14 protein-coding genes are annotated in these 14,941 nt (G+C 66.6%); 8 read left to right on the forward strand and 6 right to left on the reverse strand.

Translation table 11 applies throughout. The features are described from left to right. Positions 1–392: 392 nt before the first annotated feature. From HTUR_RS01195 to HTUR_RS01210, 4 genes are all read left to right on the forward strand, one after another. A complete protein-coding gene (locus HTUR_RS01195) occupies positions 393–1,004 on the forward strand; it encodes a GNAT family N-acetyltransferase (RefSeq protein ID WP_012941472.1) in 612 nt (203 codons plus the stop codon). Between the two features lie 89 nt (positions 1,005–1,093). Continuing rightward, positions 1,094–1,762, forward strand: coding sequence for a thiamine phosphate synthase (gene thiE / locus HTUR_RS01200; RefSeq protein WP_012941473.1), 669 nt, complete (start codon positions 1,094–1,096; stop codon positions 1,760–1,762). After that, on the forward strand, positions 1,755–2,594 hold the full coding sequence (thiM, locus tag HTUR_RS01205; RefSeq protein ID WP_012941474.1) for a hydroxyethylthiazole kinase: 840 nt from the start codon (positions 1,755–1,757) through the stop codon (positions 2,592–2,594). The genes thiE and thiM overlap by 8 nt, the downstream gene beginning before the upstream one ends. A gap of 74 nt (positions 2,595–2,668) precedes the next feature. Further along, complete coding sequence (locus HTUR_RS01210; protein ID WP_012941475.1) at positions 2,669–2,941, forward strand: DUF7553 family protein; 273 nt, start codon at positions 2,669–2,671, stop codon at positions 2,939–2,941. A 71-nt stretch (positions 2,942–3,012) separates the two neighbouring features. On the opposite strand, the gene HTUR_RS01215 is transcribed toward HTUR_RS01210, so the two are convergent. Beyond that, positions 3,013–3,648 carry a hypothetical protein gene (locus tag HTUR_RS01215; RefSeq protein ID WP_012941476.1) on the reverse strand — a complete coding sequence of 212 codons (636 nt, stop codon included), beginning with the start codon at positions 3,646–3,648 and terminating at the stop codon, positions 3,013–3,015. 186 nt (positions 3,649–3,834) lie between these two features. Here HTUR_RS01215 and HTUR_RS01220 point away from each other — a divergent pair, with 186 nt between their 5' ends. Both HTUR_RS01220 and HTUR_RS01225 read left to right on the forward strand, forming a co-directional pair. Continuing rightward, positions 3,835–5,031 (forward strand): polysaccharide deacetylase family protein, encoded by a 1,197-nt coding sequence (locus HTUR_RS01220; RefSeq protein ID WP_012941477.1) that lies wholly within the window; start codon positions 3,835–3,837, stop codon positions 5,029–5,031. A gap of 135 nt (positions 5,032–5,166) precedes the next feature. Beyond that, positions 5,167–5,613 (forward strand): DUF2391 family protein, encoded by a 447-nt coding sequence (locus HTUR_RS01225; protein ID WP_012941478.1) that lies wholly within the window; start codon positions 5,167–5,169, stop codon positions 5,611–5,613. A gap of 122 nt (positions 5,614–5,735) precedes the next feature. Here the strand turns inward: HTUR_RS01225 and HTUR_RS01230 are convergent, their stop codons facing one another. Next, complete coding sequence (locus HTUR_RS01230; protein ID WP_012941479.1) at positions 5,736–6,593, reverse strand: sulfurtransferase; 858 nt, start codon at positions 6,591–6,593, stop codon at positions 5,736–5,738. Between the two features lie 281 nt (positions 6,594–6,874). On the opposite strand from HTUR_RS01230, the gene HTUR_RS01235 reads away from it, so the two are divergent. Continuing rightward, on the forward strand, positions 6,875–7,672 hold the full coding sequence (locus HTUR_RS01235; protein WP_012941480.1) for a sulfurtransferase: 798 nt from the start codon (positions 6,875–6,877) through the stop codon (positions 7,670–7,672). A 332-nt stretch (positions 7,673–8,004) separates the two neighbouring features. Next, complete coding sequence (asnB, locus tag HTUR_RS01240) at positions 8,005–9,873, forward strand: asparagine synthase (glutamine-hydrolyzing) (protein ID WP_012941481.1); 1,869 nt, start codon at positions 8,005–8,007, stop codon at positions 9,871–9,873. Positions 9,874–9,939: 66 nt separating this feature from the next. Here asnB and HTUR_RS01245 read toward each other — a convergent pair whose 3' ends face one another. The 4 genes from HTUR_RS01245 to HTUR_RS01260 all read right to left on the reverse strand — a co-directional run bounded on the left by HTUR_RS01245 (position 9,940) and on the right by HTUR_RS01260 (position 14,893). Further along, positions 9,940–11,517, reverse strand: a complete 1,578-nt coding sequence (locus HTUR_RS01245) for a sensor histidine kinase (RefSeq protein WP_012941482.1) — start codon at positions 11,515–11,517, stop codon at positions 9,940–9,942. 32 nt (positions 11,518–11,549) lie between these two features. Then, positions 11,550–13,004 carry a dihydrolipoyl dehydrogenase gene (locus tag HTUR_RS01250; protein ID WP_012941483.1) on the reverse strand — a complete coding sequence of 485 codons (1,455 nt, stop codon included), beginning with the start codon at positions 13,002–13,004 and terminating at the stop codon, positions 11,550–11,552. A gap of 67 nt (positions 13,005–13,071) precedes the next feature. Further along, positions 13,072–14,247, reverse strand: coding sequence for a YihY/virulence factor BrkB family protein (locus HTUR_RS01255; protein WP_012941484.1), 1,176 nt, complete (start codon positions 14,245–14,247; stop codon positions 13,072–13,074). Between the two features lie 91 nt (positions 14,248–14,338). Further along, positions 14,339–14,893, reverse strand: coding sequence for a hypothetical protein (locus HTUR_RS01260; protein WP_049941561.1), 555 nt, complete (start codon positions 14,891–14,893; stop codon positions 14,339–14,341). Between the last annotated feature and the right edge of the window lie 48 nt (positions 14,894–14,941).

A 14,941-nucleotide genomic window follows, 5' to 3' on the forward strand; every position in this document is an offset into this window, starting at 1 on the left:
CGTCGTGACTCCGTTCGTCCGTTAAGTGCTTCTGGTCACAAGGTAGAGCTATGACGGGAGGACGCCGTTCTCTGGAGCACAATCTCGAGTAGTCGCTACTGTCTCTCGGTCGATGATTCGACGCGGTGGACACAGACGGTATTTAAGTGGCTCTCGTCACAAGGTGAAGATACGACGGAGAAGCGTCGTTCTCTGGCGCACAATCTCGTAGCCACGGCTGAATCGCTCGGGGATCCCGTGTAGTGAACTCGGATTTCCTTTAAGTAGTTCTGGTCATAAGGTAGAGATACGACGGGAGAGCGTCGTTCTCGAGGAACTCGATCGACCAGCCACGGGTCTCGGCGCCGCCGGTTTCAAGGAACTTATCACTCGAGTCGCAAAGAGACGACCGTATGACAGCCGACGCGCGGATTCGAGTCGCGACACCGGACGACGCCGCTGCAGTCCGCGATATCTACGCCCCCTTCTGCGAGTCGACGGCGGTCACGTTCGAGGAGACGCCACCGACCGAGGCCGAGGTGGCCAATCGAATCGCGTCGACCCTGGAGACGTACCCGTGGCTCGTCTGTGAAATAGACGGCGCGGTCGCCGGCTACGCCTACGCCAGCCGGCTGCGCGAACGCCGGGCCTACCAGTGGACGGTCGAACTCTCCGTCTACGTCGCCGACGACGCCCGCCAGTCGGGTGTCGGCCGCGCGCTCTACGAGTCGCTGTTCGCGGTCCTCGAGCGCCAGGGCGTCCGCGACGGCTACGCCGTGACGACGGTCCCCAACCCCGAGACCGAGCGGTTCCACGAGCGGCTTGGCTTCGAGCGCTGCGTCGACTTCCCGGCGATCGGTCACAGCGAGGGCGAGTGGCGAGACGTCGCCTGGTGGCGCCGGTCGATCGGCGAGAAGACGGCCGATCCGGAGCCGATCACGCCGCTGCCCACGCTCCGGGACCGGCTCGACGAGGCCGACTGGAACGCGCTGGTTCGGACCGGAGTGAATCGCCTCGAGTCCTGAGCACCGGTCGCGGATCGGAATCGCGATGTCTGAACGCCCGTGCGCGAGAACCACAGTCGCTTAGTGGATCTGTCACGCCAGTTCCTCCCATGGATCCATCGGAGTACGGCACCTACCTCGTCACCCAGCAGTCGATCTCCGGCGACCGCTCGACGGTCGACGTCGTCCGAGACGCCATCGCGGGCGGCGTCGACGTCGTCCAACTGCGCGAGAAGGATACCGACGCCCGCTGGCGGTACGAACTGGGCCTCGAGTTGCGTGAACTGACCGCCGAGGCGGACGTGGACCTGATCGTCAACGATCGCGTCGACGTCGCCGAGGCGATCGACGCCGACGGCGTCCACGTCGGCCAGTCGGACCTCCCTGTGGGCGTCGCGCGGGACCTGCTCGGTCCCGAGGCGATCGTCGGCTGCTCGACGGCGACGGTCGAGGAGGCCCTCGAGGCCGAGGCCGCGGGTGCGGACTACCTCGGCGTCGGCACCGTCTACGGGACGACCTCGAAGGAGGTCGACCGATACAAGGACGGCGTCGGCCCGGAGCGGATCGCGGAGATCGTCGACGCGGTCTCGATCCCGGTCGTCGGTATCGGCGGCATCACGGCCGACAACGCGGGCCCGGTCGTCGAGGCCGGCGCGACCGGCGTGGCCGTCATCTCCGAGATTACCGCTGCCGACGAGCCGCGGGCCGCGACCGCGGCGCTCGCCGACGCCGTCGAAACTGCGAAGGGAGTGGGGGACGGATCGGTAGCCGATGAGTAATCCATTACCCGATGGTATTACCGATGACGAACTCGCGGACTCGCTGCGAGCGATCGGTCGGGGATCGCCACTCGTCCAGCACCTGACCAACGAAGTGACGATGAACGACGTGGCCAACCTCACCCTCCACTGGGACGCGCTCCCGGTGATGGCCGACTCGCCGGGCGACGCCGGCGAGATGGCTGCCGGCGCCGCCGCGATTCTGCTTAATACCGGACAGGTGCCCGAGGGGAAAGTTGAAGCCATGCACGAGGCCGCCGAAACCGCCGCAGAGCGAGACATTCCCGTCGTGCTCGACCCCGTCGGTGTCGGGGCCACGCCCACGCGGGAAGCGGTCGCCGAGGCGCTGCTCGAGGATGTCGACTTCTCGATCATCAAGGGCAACTACGGCGAGATCAGCGCGCTCGCGGGCGTCGAGGCCGAGGTGAAAGGCGTCGAGTCGGTCGGCGAGTACGACGAGATCGAGGACGCGGCCCGGTCGCTGGCGGCGTCGACGGGTGCGACTGTCGTCGCCTCGGGCGTCGAGGACGTCGTCGCGACCGGCGACGGCGCGGTCCGGCTCTCGGCCGGCCACGAACGGCTCTCCGAGGTCGTTGGTACCGGCTGCATGCTCGGGGCCACGCTCGCGGCCTTCCGCGGCGCCGTCGACGACGCGCCGACGGCCGCCGTCCACGGCGCGCTCGCCTTCGGCATCGCCGGCGAACGCGCGGCCGAGATGCCCCACGAGGGACCGGCCAGCTTCCGGACGAACTTCCACGACGCCGTCGCCGGCTTCGATCCGGAGACGGCGACCGAACTGGACCTCGAGGAGCGACTCGAGCGCGTCGACTGACGACAATTTTCGAGACGTTCCACTTCTTGGAATCGATTGAAACCGTTTTAACCGCCCCGGGTGAACGTCAGCGTATGGCACGAGAAAACCTCGAAGACGCAGCAGCGACGCTCCGAGAAGCCGCGGATGCCGCCTCCGACGACGAGACCCGCGAGCGCCTCGAGAATCAGGCCGACCAGTTCGCTAACCTCGCTGAGGCCGACCGCGGCCCCGATCACGGCAAACTGGCCCGTCACGAGCACATCCTCTCCGATATCTCCGACGAAGAAGGCGGCGAGGTCGCCGACCTCGTCGACGACGCCCTCGAGTCGGTCCGGGCGTTCCGGGAGACGGTGGAAGGCGTCTGAACGCGGTTCGAACGGCACCGAATCACTCGTTTTTTGGCCAGTACTCGGGTCCGATCAGCGCCCGGTCGAGCTCAGCAGACGGGCTTGGGATTCGCGCCCATCGCCTCGAGGCTCTCGACGTACTCGTCGTAGGCGGCCTCGATCGCGCCGTCGGCGGCCTCGTGGGCGCGCTCGCGGTCGTCCTCGTCCTCGCAGACGTCCTCGAGGAGGTCCGTCGCGCGCTCGAGCTGGGCGTCCAGATCGTCGCCGAACTCGCGGAAGACGCTCGCGGTCTGGGGATCGGCGTCGCCGACGAAGTAGCCGACGACCTGGTCTTTCGAGCGCTGACTTGCGAGGATCCGGCCGACGAAGGCGCCGACGCGCTCGACGGTCGACTCGAGGCCGCGCAGGTACTCGTGGAGCGCGGGCACTTCCTGCGGTTCGTACTCCTCGTCTCCGAGGTGGTCGAGGACGGTCTCGTAGTGACCTTGCTCCTCCTCGGCGGTGGTCTCGAAGGCCTCGCGGGCCGCCTCGTAGCTCTCGTCGTCGGCCCACTCGAGGAACGTCTGCCAGGCGGCGTGTTCGGCGTCGGCGGTCGCCCGGAGGACGGGTTCGGTGTCGATGTCGCCGTCGGTGTCGGCGTACAGCGACTTCGAGGACCCGAGTCGGGAGAGCGCGGTCTGGTTGTCCTCCTCAACGGCTTCGACGAACGCCTCGGCATCTGTCATACCGGCCTCTTCGACGGGCCTCGAGTTAGGTCTGTCGCGATAGCGCTTGCGGCTCGTCGGGGCGCGGTCGAGAGCCGACCGGGGGAGTAGCCGGCCCATTCCGACTATCAGCCGCCGGTTAATACAGCCGTTCCTGACGATAACCGAGCTATAACAATCACCCTATATCGAATTTCCTCGATCGGAATGAAACGACGAGTGTATCTCGCGACGGCCGGTGCGACGCTGTTCGCCGGCTGTTCTGCCCTGACCGGTTCGGAGACCGACGAAAAAAACGGCGACGACAACGGTGACGACAACGGCGACGAGAACGGATCGTCGGACCCGATCAACGAGGATCCGGGCTCGTTCGACGAGTTCGAGGACCTCTCGAACTGGACGGTGATGGAAGGCTCGATGAGCGCCGACGAGGAGCGCACGCACGTCGGGTCCCAGTCCGCCCGGATGGACGCCGCCGAATCCGACACCCGCGTGATGATCAAACGCGAGTTCGACTCGCCGCGCGACCTCTCCGACGAGCTCCCCGCGCTGGCGTTCGCGAGCGATCGCGAGGTCAATCCGGTCGTCCAGCTCTCGGACACCGATGGCAACCGACTGCTGCTCCAGTGTGCGGTCGAGGCCGACGGCTCGTTCGCCCGTCACGACCTCGGTTACAGGAAGACCGTCGGCGACCCGGACCTGAGTTCGATCGCTCACACCAAGATCTCGTTCTGGGCCGGCGACCGAGAGATGTCCCTGTGGGTCGACGACTACCACTTCGTCAAGCGACCCGACACTGGGAAGGTCCTGCTCGAGTTCCCCGACGAGTCGGCCGCCGTCGACGCCGCCCCGGCGCTCGCCGAGCACGATCTCCCCGCGACCGCGTTCGTCAAGACCGACTACGTGGGCGGCTCCGGCTACCCCTCCGTGGACGACCTCGAGTCGCTCCAGGAGGACGGCTGGACGATCGCCAGCGAGGGCGCGACCGGCACCGATCTCACCGCGCTCGACGCGGAGAGTCAGAAAGCCGAGATCACCAGTGCCGTCTCGTGGCTCGAGGACCACGGGTTCGACGCCGAGTACTTCTCGTACCCGCTCAACCGGTACGACGACACCACCCTCGAACTGGTCAAAGAGCACCACGACCTCGGGTTCGTCGGCGGCTTCCCCGGTCACGGCCACGTGACCAACCCCGCTATGGTGCCCCGTGCAACCAACCCCGACGCCGAGGAGGCCGAGACGCTCCTCGAGTGGACCGCCGACCAGCGGACGATCACGACGGTCTCGTTCCGCGACCTCGAGAATCTCGACGCGACGCTCGAACTGGTCGCCGACCTCGAATCGAACGGCGATCTCGAGGTCATCACGCCGTCCGATCTCGCGTCGGACTACCTCCACGAATAACGTCGCTTACCGGCGGTAGCACGGTCGTTTTTTCTCGCAGCCACCGTTCGCGAGCGACGGCGATCGCGATATCGTCAACCACGCACCCACGTACCGATCGGTCGGTATTTCACGGACGATTAGAAACAGGGGTGCATGAAAATCCGACGGCCGCGACGCCCCCGCCAGTTCCGGGTGGCCGACTCGGCACAGCAGATCGTCGGCGGCTTCCTGCTCGCCGGCCCGTTCGTCGTGACCGAGGAGGTCTGGATCCTCGCGGGTAGCATGAGCGCGATACAGGCGGTGCTGACGGTCTGCGTCGTCTCGGCGATCGGCTACGGTGCGCTGTACACGGCAGACACGACTCGCGATCCGGATGTCGAACAGGAGGTCGCCGGCGTGCCGGTCCGCTTTATCTCGCTGTTGCTCGTCTCGTTCGGCTCGGTACTGATCCTCGCGCTCCTGTTCAACGCGCCGACAGCGTTCCTCGACGACGTCGAAACGAGGTCCGCCGTCACATGGATCACGTTCAAGGCCGTCAGCGTCGGCTCCGTGTTCAGCATCGTCGGTGCGGCGACCGCCGACAGCGTCTTCTCGAAGTAGTCGGTGAGCTCGGAACGATTTTTTCGCGTGGCTCGGTGACGACGCGTCGATGAGAGCGCAGTCGCTACTCGAGACGCAGCATCCGAAAAAACGGCTATCTGAGACCGCTTACTGGGCGTCGCTCAGTTGCCCTTTTCGATCGGCGCATTGACCAGGTTGCCCCACTCGGTCCAGGAACCGTCGTAGTTGACGGTGTCCTCGTAGCCGAGCAGTTCGTGCAGGGCGAACCAGGCGACGGAGGAGCGCTCGCCGATGCGGCAGTAGGCGACGGTCGTCTCGTCGCCGTCGATGTCTTCTTCGGCGTAGAGCTCCTCGAGCTCGTCGTAGTCCTTGAAGGTGCCGTCGTCGTTGGTGACGGCCGCCCACGAGATGTTCTTCGCGCCGGGGATGTGGCCGCCGCGCTGGGCGGTCTCCTGGAGTCCCGGGGGTGCGAGGACCTCGCCGGAGTACTCCTCGGGCGAGCGAACGTCGACGAGCGGAACGCCGCGCTCGATCGCGTTCTCGACGTCCTCTCGGTAGGCGCGGATGCTCTCGCGTGGACCGGCGGCGTCGTACTCGGTCTCCGAGAAGTCGGGCTCCTCGTCCGTGGTCGGGTAGTCGTTCTCGAGCCAGTACTCGCGGCCGCCGTCGAGCAGCTTGACGTCGTCGTGGCCGTAGTACTTGAACTGCCAGTAGGCGTAGGCGGCGAACCAGTTGGAGTTGTCACCGTAGAGGACGACCGTGTCGTCCTCGCTGATACCGTGACTGCCGAGCAGTTCCTCGAAGTCCTCCTTTTCGAGGATGTCTCGTTGGGTCTGGTCCTGGAGCTGCGTCTCCCAGTTGAACCCGATCGCGCCGGGGGCGTGCTCTTCCTCGTAAGCTTCCGTGTCGACGTCGACTTCGACCAGTCGGAGGTCGGAGTCGTCGTCTTGGAACTCGTCGAGACGCTCCTCGGCCCAGTCGGCGGACACGAGTACGTCGTTGGCGTAGTCGGTTGCCATACTCGTCCCTTCGATGGCGACACACAAAGGGACTGCTTAACCGGTCAATTCGGACACCGATCGATCCTGTCGGAAATATTTGCCACAACTTTCGTTCGTCGATCGGTTCGTGTCCGCTCACAGCCGGTGAAAGAAGCTGAACGGCGTCATTTTCGGCGAATGCGCCAGGATATCGATACGTTCCGTCCGCTGACACCAGCAATAGTTGCCACTGTCCCGGTACCCGTTCGTTCGGGTCCAAACCGGTGCGTTCTCGGAGCTTCGCTCCTAGTGACCGCGTAATGAACGACTCCGTCGTCGTCACGCCCGACTGGCTCGCAGCGCACCGGGAGGATCCGCAGGTACGCATCGTCGACGTCAGGGACGCCTGGGAGTACGACGGCATCGGTCACGTTCCCGGTGCCGTCAGCATCCCGTTCGACAGCTACCGCGACGAGAGCGACGTCGACCGCGGGACCCTCCCCGGCGCCGAGGCCTTCGCCGACCTCTGCTCCGAGGCCGGTATCTCGCCCGAAGACACGATCGTCGCCTACGACGACACCCACGGCGTCTTCGCCGCCCGGTTCGTGCTCACCGCCCTCGAGTACGGCCACGACGACGTGCGCCTGCTCGACGGCGATTACAGCGCCTGGAACCGCGAGTACGAGACCTCGAGCGAGACCCCCGACGTCGAGTCGACCGAGTACGAACCCGATCCGCTGGCACCCGAGGAGAGCCCGCTAGTCGACTACGCCGCCGTCGAAGCGGCCTTAGAGCGCGGCGCGCTGTTCGTCGACACGCGCGAGGCCCACGAGTTCGAGGAGGCTCGCCTGCCCGGCGCGGTCCGGTTCGACTGGCGCGAGGTCGTCGACGACGAGACGCGCCGGCTGAAACCCGCAGACGAACTCGAGGAACTGCTGGCCGAGTACGGAATCACGCCCGACCGCGAGATCGTCCTCTACTGTAACACCGCGCGGCGGATCAGCCACACCTACGTCGTGCTCCGGGCACTGGGCTACGAGAATGTCTCCTTCTACGAGGGGAGTCTAACGGAGTGGCTGGCGAACGATGGGGAGGTAGAGAGCGGCGAGGTCGAGTGAGCGAAGCGAACTCGACCTCGAGGCGGAGCGGGGAGCGAAGCGACCCGCGGAGCGCGTAACGAGGCGACCGTAGGGAGACCTCGGGCACGGTTGCGTTCGCGTTGAGGTCCGCTGGCATTGCCTGTCCGACAGGTCGTTCTAGGAGTCGAATACGCTACCGTTCGCTCCGACTACACAATCATTGATTCGACTAATTAGCGCCACGGACGACGTTGTTCAGCTGTCACGATATCCGTCCCGACCTGGTTGTTGTATCATATCCAACAGTAACGGGCCGATTACCGGGCTGCAAGGCCTCTATTACAAGGGCCGATATTATCGGTTGATGGGTTATGTGCGGCATCGTTGGTGCGTACGGGTGGACCCACGACGAGACGCTCTCGTCGATGCTCGACTGGATCGAACATCGCGGCCCCGACGAGGAGGGGTCGTACCTCGACCGCGACGCGGGACTCATGATGGGTGCGCGCCGTCTCTCGATCGTCGACCTCGAGGGCGGCTCCCAGCCGAAGTGGAACGAGGACGAGACGGTCGGCGTGGTCTTCAACGGCGAGATCTACAACCACGGCGAGTTGCGCGAGCGGCTCTCCCGCGAGGGCCATCAATTCGAGAGCGAGTGTGACACCGAAGTCCTGGTCCACCTCTGGGAGGAGTACGGCGAGGAGATGGTCTCTCACCTCGAGGGCATGTTCGCGTTCTCCATCTGGGACCGCGAGACCGAGACCGTCTTCCTCGCCCGCGACCGGTTCGGCATTAAGCCGCTGTACTTCGGGAAGACCGACCGGGGCTACGTCTGGGGGAGCGAACTCCCGGCGCTGCTGATCGGCGGCGTCGACCGGACGATCGATCCCGCGGCCGTCTACAACCACTTCTCGCTCGAGTACACGCCGGCGCCCCAGACCCTGCTGGAGGACGTCTGGAAGGTTGAACCGGGTCAGTCGGTGACGATCACCGACGACGGGGTCGAGACGCGGAAGTACTGGGACCTGCTCGAGCTCGAGACCGGGACGCGGACGACGTCGATGGCGGCGGCGGCCGACCGACTGCGGACCCTGTTGGAACGCTCCGTCGAGAAGCGCCTGATGGCGGACGTGCCGGTCGGGGCGTTCCTCTCGGGCGGGCTCGACTCCTCCGCCGTCACCGGAATCGCTTCGCAACTGAAGGACGATCAGCTCAAGACCTACTCCGTCTCGTTTACCGACGACCGCCTCGACGAGAGCGACGAAGCGCGGCTCGTCGCGGACCACTTCGGCACCGACCACCACGAGGTCGACATCGACCTCTCGTCGATGGACCTGTTCGGCGAGATGATGCAGTACCTCGGCGAGCCGACGGGCCACCTGCAGATGCTGCCGATGTACGCCCTCTCCGAGCGGGCCAGCCAGGACGTCAAGGTTGCGCTGGCCGGCGAGGGCGCCGACGAACTGTTCGCGGGCTACCCGTGGTACCAGCACGTCCCCGAACACAAGCGCAAGGTCGACTTCATGCCGGAGTTCACTCACGACGTCGCCGGGGCCGTCGCGCAGGTGGCGCCGGTCGGGAACAAACACCTCCGGTACTTCTCCGGGCTGAAGAACAACGAGGAGATGCTGCTCAACCACGTCTGCGGCTTCACGACCTTCCGACCCGAACCGGACGAGTTCCTCCGGACAGGGGAGTCAGCCGCGACCTCCGGCCTGCGGGCGAACGTCGGCGAGGTCACCGCGGAGGTCGCGGATCCGGCCTTAGAGCAGCACATGTCGACCTACGAGACGGGCTACACGCTGCCCGACTACCACCTCTACAAGGCCGACCACATGAGCATGGCCCAGTCGCTCGAGCTTCGCGTCCCCTTCCTCTCGAAAGAGATGGTCGAGTTCGCCCACTCGCTGCCGGCCGAACTCAAGGTCAACGACGACGACGTCAAACGGGTGCTCAAGACCGCCGTCAGCGACCTCCTCCCCGATCAGATCCTCGAGCGCGAGAAGATGGGAATGCGCCCGCCCGTCGAGGACTGGTTCGAGGAGGAACACGACTCGATCGAGACCTGGTTCACGCGGGAGAAACTCCGACAGACGCCGTACGTCGACGCGAACCGGGCCACGGCGCTCCGGGACGCCCACCGCCGCGGCGAGGAGTCGGTCGGCCGGACGCTCTGGATGATCCTCACCTACGTCGCCTGGTACCACTCCTTCATCGACGAGCAGAACGCAGTCGTCTGATCACGATCGGGAACGACGTCGCCCGCGAGACACGGAGTCCGCGTCGGGATTGGCGGCCGAGAGCGATCACGACTCGCGGGCCGTCGCCGCCGGCAGCGTGAACCGGAACGTCGCTCCCTCGCCGGGCACCGACTCGACCCAGATCTCGCCGTCGTGGCGCTCGATGATGCGCTCGCAGAGCGCGAGCCCGATGCCGGTCCCGTCGAACTCCTCGTGGCTGTGCAGGCGCTGGAACACGTCGAAGATGCGATCCGCATCGTCGGGGTCGACACCGATTCCCTCGTCACTGACCGAGACGATCCACTCGTCGCCCCTCCGCTCAGCGCTGACGCGGACGCGCGGCGGCTCGTCACCGCTGTACTGCAGTGCGTTCGAGAGGAGGTTCTGGAGGACCTGTTGTAACTGATCGGGGTCTCCCTCGACGCGGGGCAACGACTCCCTCGAGAGCTCCGCGCTCGTTTCCGTCAGCTGGAGTTCCAGATCGCTTCGCACGTCCTCGAACACGGCGTTCAGGTCCACCGGTTCGAACGGGGCGCCCCGCGTTTCGACCCGCGAGTACGCGAGCAGGCCGTTGATCATCGCTTTCATGCGCTCGGCACCGTCGACGGCGTAGTCGATGAACTCTCGCCCGTCCTCGTCGAGGACGTCACCGTAGCGCCGCTCGATGAGCGAGAGATAGCTCTCGACCATTCGCAGCGGCTCCTTGAGGTCGTGGCTGGCGGCATAGGCGAACTGCTCGAGGCGTTCGTTCGACGTCTCGAGGTCCGCTTCGTACTCCCGCCGTTCGAGTTCGGCGCTCACCCAGTTGCCAAGCAGTTCGACGAAGGTGACCTCCCAGTCGGAGAAGGCCTCGGTTCGGGCCTCCATGTCGTAGAAGCAGAACGTCCCGTACACGTCACCGTCGACGACGACCGGCGTCCCGAGATAACAGGAGATTCCCCACTCGGCGTTGCCCGCGCGGTCGGCCAGCTCCGGCGCGTCCGCGTCGACGTCCTGGAGGACGAGCGTCCGTTCGCTGCTGACGACCCGCTCGCAGTTGGTCGCCTCGAGCGCGGTCGTATCGCCGGCCTCGAGATCCGCGTCGGGCGGCGCGTCGACGGCCTCGAAGATGTACTCGTCGGCGTCTTCGTGGACGCACGACAGCGTTCCGTACTCCGTTCCGATCGTCTCCCGAACGACCCCCAGCAGCGACTGCAGCTGTTCGTCGAGCGATCGGTCGGGATCCGCGATGACTTCGTAGGCGTTCTGCAGTGCCGTCCGGCGCCGGTCGAGTCGCTCCCGCCGTCGCACGTGCTCCGTGTCGACGCGAACGGTGACCGTGAGCCCGTTCTCGGAGGGATACGCGCGTCCCTCGATCCAGTCGTCGAGCGGTTCGGATCGGGCCCCGAACGCGACCGGTTCCTGCGTGTCCATCGCACGCTCGTAGGTCGCCCGGAACGGCGAGAACGCGTCAGGGAACGCCTCCCAGACGACCGTTCCGAGTAGCTCCGTCTCTGATCGCCGGAGCAGCCGCTCGGCCTGCTCGTTGCAGAAGGTGAACCGCCACTCCGAATCGAGCGCGAAGACGGCGTCGGTGATCCGCTCGTAGGCCGCCGTCGCCGCGTCATCGCCGCCTGTCACGGACGGTTCCGATCTGTCGGGCATTGGTATAGATGAGGGGTGCGTGCGTGCATAATTCACTCGTCACTCACGTCTCGCCAGTCGGGCGCCGTCGAGAACTCGCTCGAGGACAGTTCGTCGAAAGCGGTGTAGACGACCTCCGAGAGCGCCGGGTGGACGTGAACGGGCTCGGCGACGTCGTCGACGGTTCCGCCGCCCTCCATCGCGGTGACGACCTCTTGAATCAGCGTCGAGGCCTGCGGACCGACGATGTGACAGCCGAGAATCTCGCCGTCGGGCGCCGCGAGCACCTTTACGAACCCGTCGTCGGCGTCCATGATCATTCCCAGCGGCGCGGCGTCGAAGGGGACCGTCGCCGACTCGTACTCTCGATCCGCATCCTCGAGTTCGCCCTCCGTTCGCCCCACGCTGGCGACCTGTGGCTCGGTGAAGATGGCGTGGGGCATCGCGCCGTAATCGACCGCCTGGTCGCCGTCCTCGAGAAGGTTCGCCGAAACGGTCTTCGCCTCGTAGTCCGCGGCGTGTTTGAACGGCTGCTCGCCGACGATATCGCCCAGCGCCCAGACGCCGTCGCAGGTCGTCTCGAGTCGGTCGTCGACGACGACGTACTCGCCGTCGTCGGTCTCGACGCCGGTCGCCTCGAGGTTCAGCGTGTCCGTGTTCGGACGCCGCCCCGTCGCGAGCAGCAGGTCGTCGGCTTCGAGTTCGACGCCGTCGCCGGTACTGCTCTCCCCGTCGTCGCCGTCTCCGCCCTCGTTCGGTTCAGCCGTCACGACGACGCCCGTATCGTTCTCTGCGACTTTGGCCGCCTCGTACCCCGTGTAGACGTCGCAGTATCGCTCGAGCGACTCCGTCACGACCTCGCTGACGGCGTCATCCTCCCGCGGGACGAGTCGCTCGCTTCGCCCGACGAGCGAGACGTCCGTCCCGAGCGCAGCGAAGAAGTAGCCAAGTTCGGCGCCGATGTAGCCCCCGCCGACGACGACCAGCGAGTCGGGCTGTTCGTCCAGGAAGAGTGCGTCGTCGCTCGTGAGGAAATCCACGTCCTCGAGGCCGTCGATCGGCGGGATCATCGGCCGACCCCCGACCCCGAGGACGACGCTGTCGCCCCGTACCTCGACGTCGCCGCCGTCGTTCAGGTCGACCTCGAGCGTTCGCTCGTCGGCGAACCGGCCCTCGCCGCGGTAGAGCGTGACGTTCTCGGCGTCCTCGAGGCTCGCTTCCTGACGGTCGGCCTTCTCGTAGACCGTGTCGTGGATCGCCGCCGTCATCTCACCGTAGTCGACGCCCTCGAGCGCGGCCCCGACGCCGAACGCTTCGGCGTGGCGGACCGAGTCGGCGATGTCAGCCCGGTGGATCAGCGCCTTCGAGGGGACACAGCCCCGCGTGATGCAGGCGCCGCCCAGCGGGCCGCGTTCGATCACGGCCGTCTCGAGGCCCCGTTCGGCGGCCGCCGTCGCGACCTGACTGCCCGAGCCGCCGCCGACCGCGATCAGATCGTACTCGTCCATACGCGAGTCGATCACGGCTGCGCGCGTAAAACCGGACCCTGCGACTCGAGGGTCCCCCGGTAGCTGGCTACGCGTCCCGCCGAGCGGCGTCGCGCACAGCGTCGGACTCGGTGGTTTCGTCCGCCGCGCCTTCGTCCGCTTCGGTGTCGCTGTCCGCCTCGGCGTCCCCGTCTCGAACGTTCCAGCGGAGCCCGACGCCGACGCTGTCGTCGACGAAGGGGATCGCGGACGTCTCGCGGTCGCCGTCGACGCGGTCCGGCGGCGGCACCTGAACCGACTCGCCGTCGACGACGATCCGCACGTCGGACGCGGTCGGCAGCCGATCCTCGAGGGCGCCGATCGTCCGGATAGGATCGACGGTGCGCGCGGCGCCGTCGGCTCCGTCCGGAACGGTCGCGCCGGCGCTCCCCGCTTCGAGGGCGACGCCGCCGATCACGGGCTCGATCGAGACGTCCTCGCTGCGATTGGAGAGCACGGCGTTGACGGCCGCGCCGACGAGGATCACGAGCCCGCTGACGTAGAGCCACGTCATCAGAACGATGACCCCCGAGAGCAGCCCGTTTTCGGCGTTCGTGGAGCCGTACTCGACGTAGAGTCGAAACGCCGACTCCGCGGTCACGAGGCCGACGGCGGTGACGCCGACGCCCGGCAACACCTCGACGACGGTGATCTTCGGTTCGTCCGGGAAGAGGTAGTACATCGGGACGAGCGCGACGCCCGTGGCGACGACCAGCAGGAGCCGGTGGAGGAGCCAGCCCGCGGTGCCGCCGACGGCCTCGAGTCCGCCCCCGAGCGACTCGAGGACGATGACGACGGCGACGACGGCCGCGACCGAGACCAGCACGACGAGGCCGTCCCGCAGCTGGTCGAGGAAGGTGTTCTCGGCCTGGGACTCGTAGATGTCCGAGAAGGCCATATCGAGGCTCCGGAAGATCCGCAACGCCCCCCAGAGGAGGGCGGCGAGGCCGAGCAGCGAGGCCCCGGCCGTCGATGTCTGCAGTTCCTCGACGAGGACGTCCGCCGCGCCCGGCGTCAGCGCCGCGCGCGTGATCGATAGCAGCCCCCGCTCGAGGCCTTCGTCCCCGACGCTGCTGATGATCGTCAGGAGGAGCAAGAGCAGCGGGAGCAGGGAGAGGAAGGCGTTGTACGCGATCGACCCGGCCATGAACGTCACCCGTTCGACCTTGAGTTCGTGGACGATCGCCCGCAGGACGGTTTCGACGCGGTCCCGTCGAACGTTCATGCTCGCCGGAACGATTCGACCTCACATAACCACTGCGACAAGCGCGTCCCCCGCGGAACGCGTCGTCACCGCGGGATGCCCGCGGTCGTCGTTACTGCGAGCTACCGCCGCGCCCTCGTCCGCGTTTTCGGCCGCGTCGTCCGACGATCCTGATCGGCGCCGTTCCCGCGAGTCCGTGCGCGCCGTCCTCGCTTCGCTCCCACTCGAGGCGGGCGGTCGATTCGTCGCCGTCGAACCCGGCGTCGGCGGCCGGGAACAGCAACAGGAGGTCGTCCCGTCCGTCGCCGTCCATGTCGACTCCGTGGCCGTCGTGCATCGGTCGCGCGCCGTCGCCACTCTCTACGACATCGGGCGCGCCGAACCGGTACCGGACGACCTCGTTCGTCGGATCGAACTCGTCGGTCCCCTGGACGGCGACCGGGATCACGCCACAACTGTTCGGGTTGATCGGCGCTCGATCGGTGCCCGGCTTGACGTCGATCTCGAGGTCCGCCGGGAAGTGCGCGGCGGCCTGACCGCCGAGCGTCGCGATACCGAGGGCCGTTGCCGCCAGTCCCGTTCCGCCTCGAAGCACGCGCCGGCGCGCCATCGCCGAATCTGTCGTCGAGTCGCTTCCGCGCGGTGAATCGGATCGTGTCTGTTCCATGCGACAGTAGACTCGTTCACCACAGGGGCGAATAGTTACTCTGGTGCG

Source organism: Haloterrigena turkmenica DSM 5511 (assembly GCF_000025325.1).
GTDB classification, from domain to species: domain Archaea; phylum Halobacteriota; class Halobacteria; order Halobacteriales; family Natrialbaceae; genus Haloterrigena; species Haloterrigena turkmenica.

Excerpts from the sequence above, each read along its gene's own strand:
- HTUR_RS01195 (WP_012941472.1), top strand. The coding sequence starts at position 393 with ATGACAGCCGACGCGCGGATTCGAGTCGCGACACCGGACGACGCCGCT.
- thiE (WP_012941473.1), top strand. The coding sequence starts at position 1,094 with ATGGATCCATCGGAGTACGGCACCTACCTCGTCACCCAGCAGTCGATC.
- thiM (WP_012941474.1), top strand. The coding sequence starts at position 1,755 with ATGAGTAATCCATTACCCGATGGTATTACCGATGACGAACTCGCGGAC.
- HTUR_RS01210 (WP_012941475.1), top strand. The coding sequence starts at position 2,669 with ATGGCACGAGAAAACCTCGAAGACGCAGCAGCGACGCTCCGAGAAGCC.
- HTUR_RS01215 (WP_012941476.1), bottom strand. The coding sequence starts at position 3,648 with ATGACAGATGCCGAGGCGTTCGTCGAAGCCGTTGAGGAGGACAACCAG.
- HTUR_RS01220 (WP_012941477.1), top strand. The coding sequence starts at position 3,835 with ATGAAACGACGAGTGTATCTCGCGACGGCCGGTGCGACGCTGTTCGCC.
- HTUR_RS01225 (WP_012941478.1), top strand. The coding sequence starts at position 5,167 with ATGAAAATCCGACGGCCGCGACGCCCCCGCCAGTTCCGGGTGGCCGAC.
- HTUR_RS01230 (WP_012941479.1), bottom strand. The coding sequence starts at position 6,593 with ATGGCAACCGACTACGCCAACGACGTACTCGTGTCCGCCGACTGGGCC.
- HTUR_RS01235 (WP_012941480.1), top strand. The coding sequence starts at position 6,875 with ATGAACGACTCCGTCGTCGTCACGCCCGACTGGCTCGCAGCGCACCGG.
- asnB (WP_012941481.1), top strand. The coding sequence starts at position 8,005 with ATGTGCGGCATCGTTGGTGCGTACGGGTGGACCCACGACGAGACGCTC.
- HTUR_RS01245 (WP_012941482.1), bottom strand. The coding sequence starts at position 11,517 with ATGCCCGACAGATCGGAACCGTCCGTGACAGGCGGCGATGACGCGGCG.
- HTUR_RS01250 (WP_012941483.1), bottom strand. The coding sequence starts at position 13,004 with ATGGACGAGTACGATCTGATCGCGGTCGGCGGCGGCTCGGGCAGTCAG.
- HTUR_RS01255 (WP_012941484.1), bottom strand. The coding sequence starts at position 14,247 with ATGAACGTTCGACGGGACCGCGTCGAAACCGTCCTGCGGGCGATCGTC.
- HTUR_RS01260 (WP_049941561.1), bottom strand. The coding sequence starts at position 14,893 with ATGGAACAGACACGATCCGATTCACCGCGCGGAAGCGACTCGACGACA.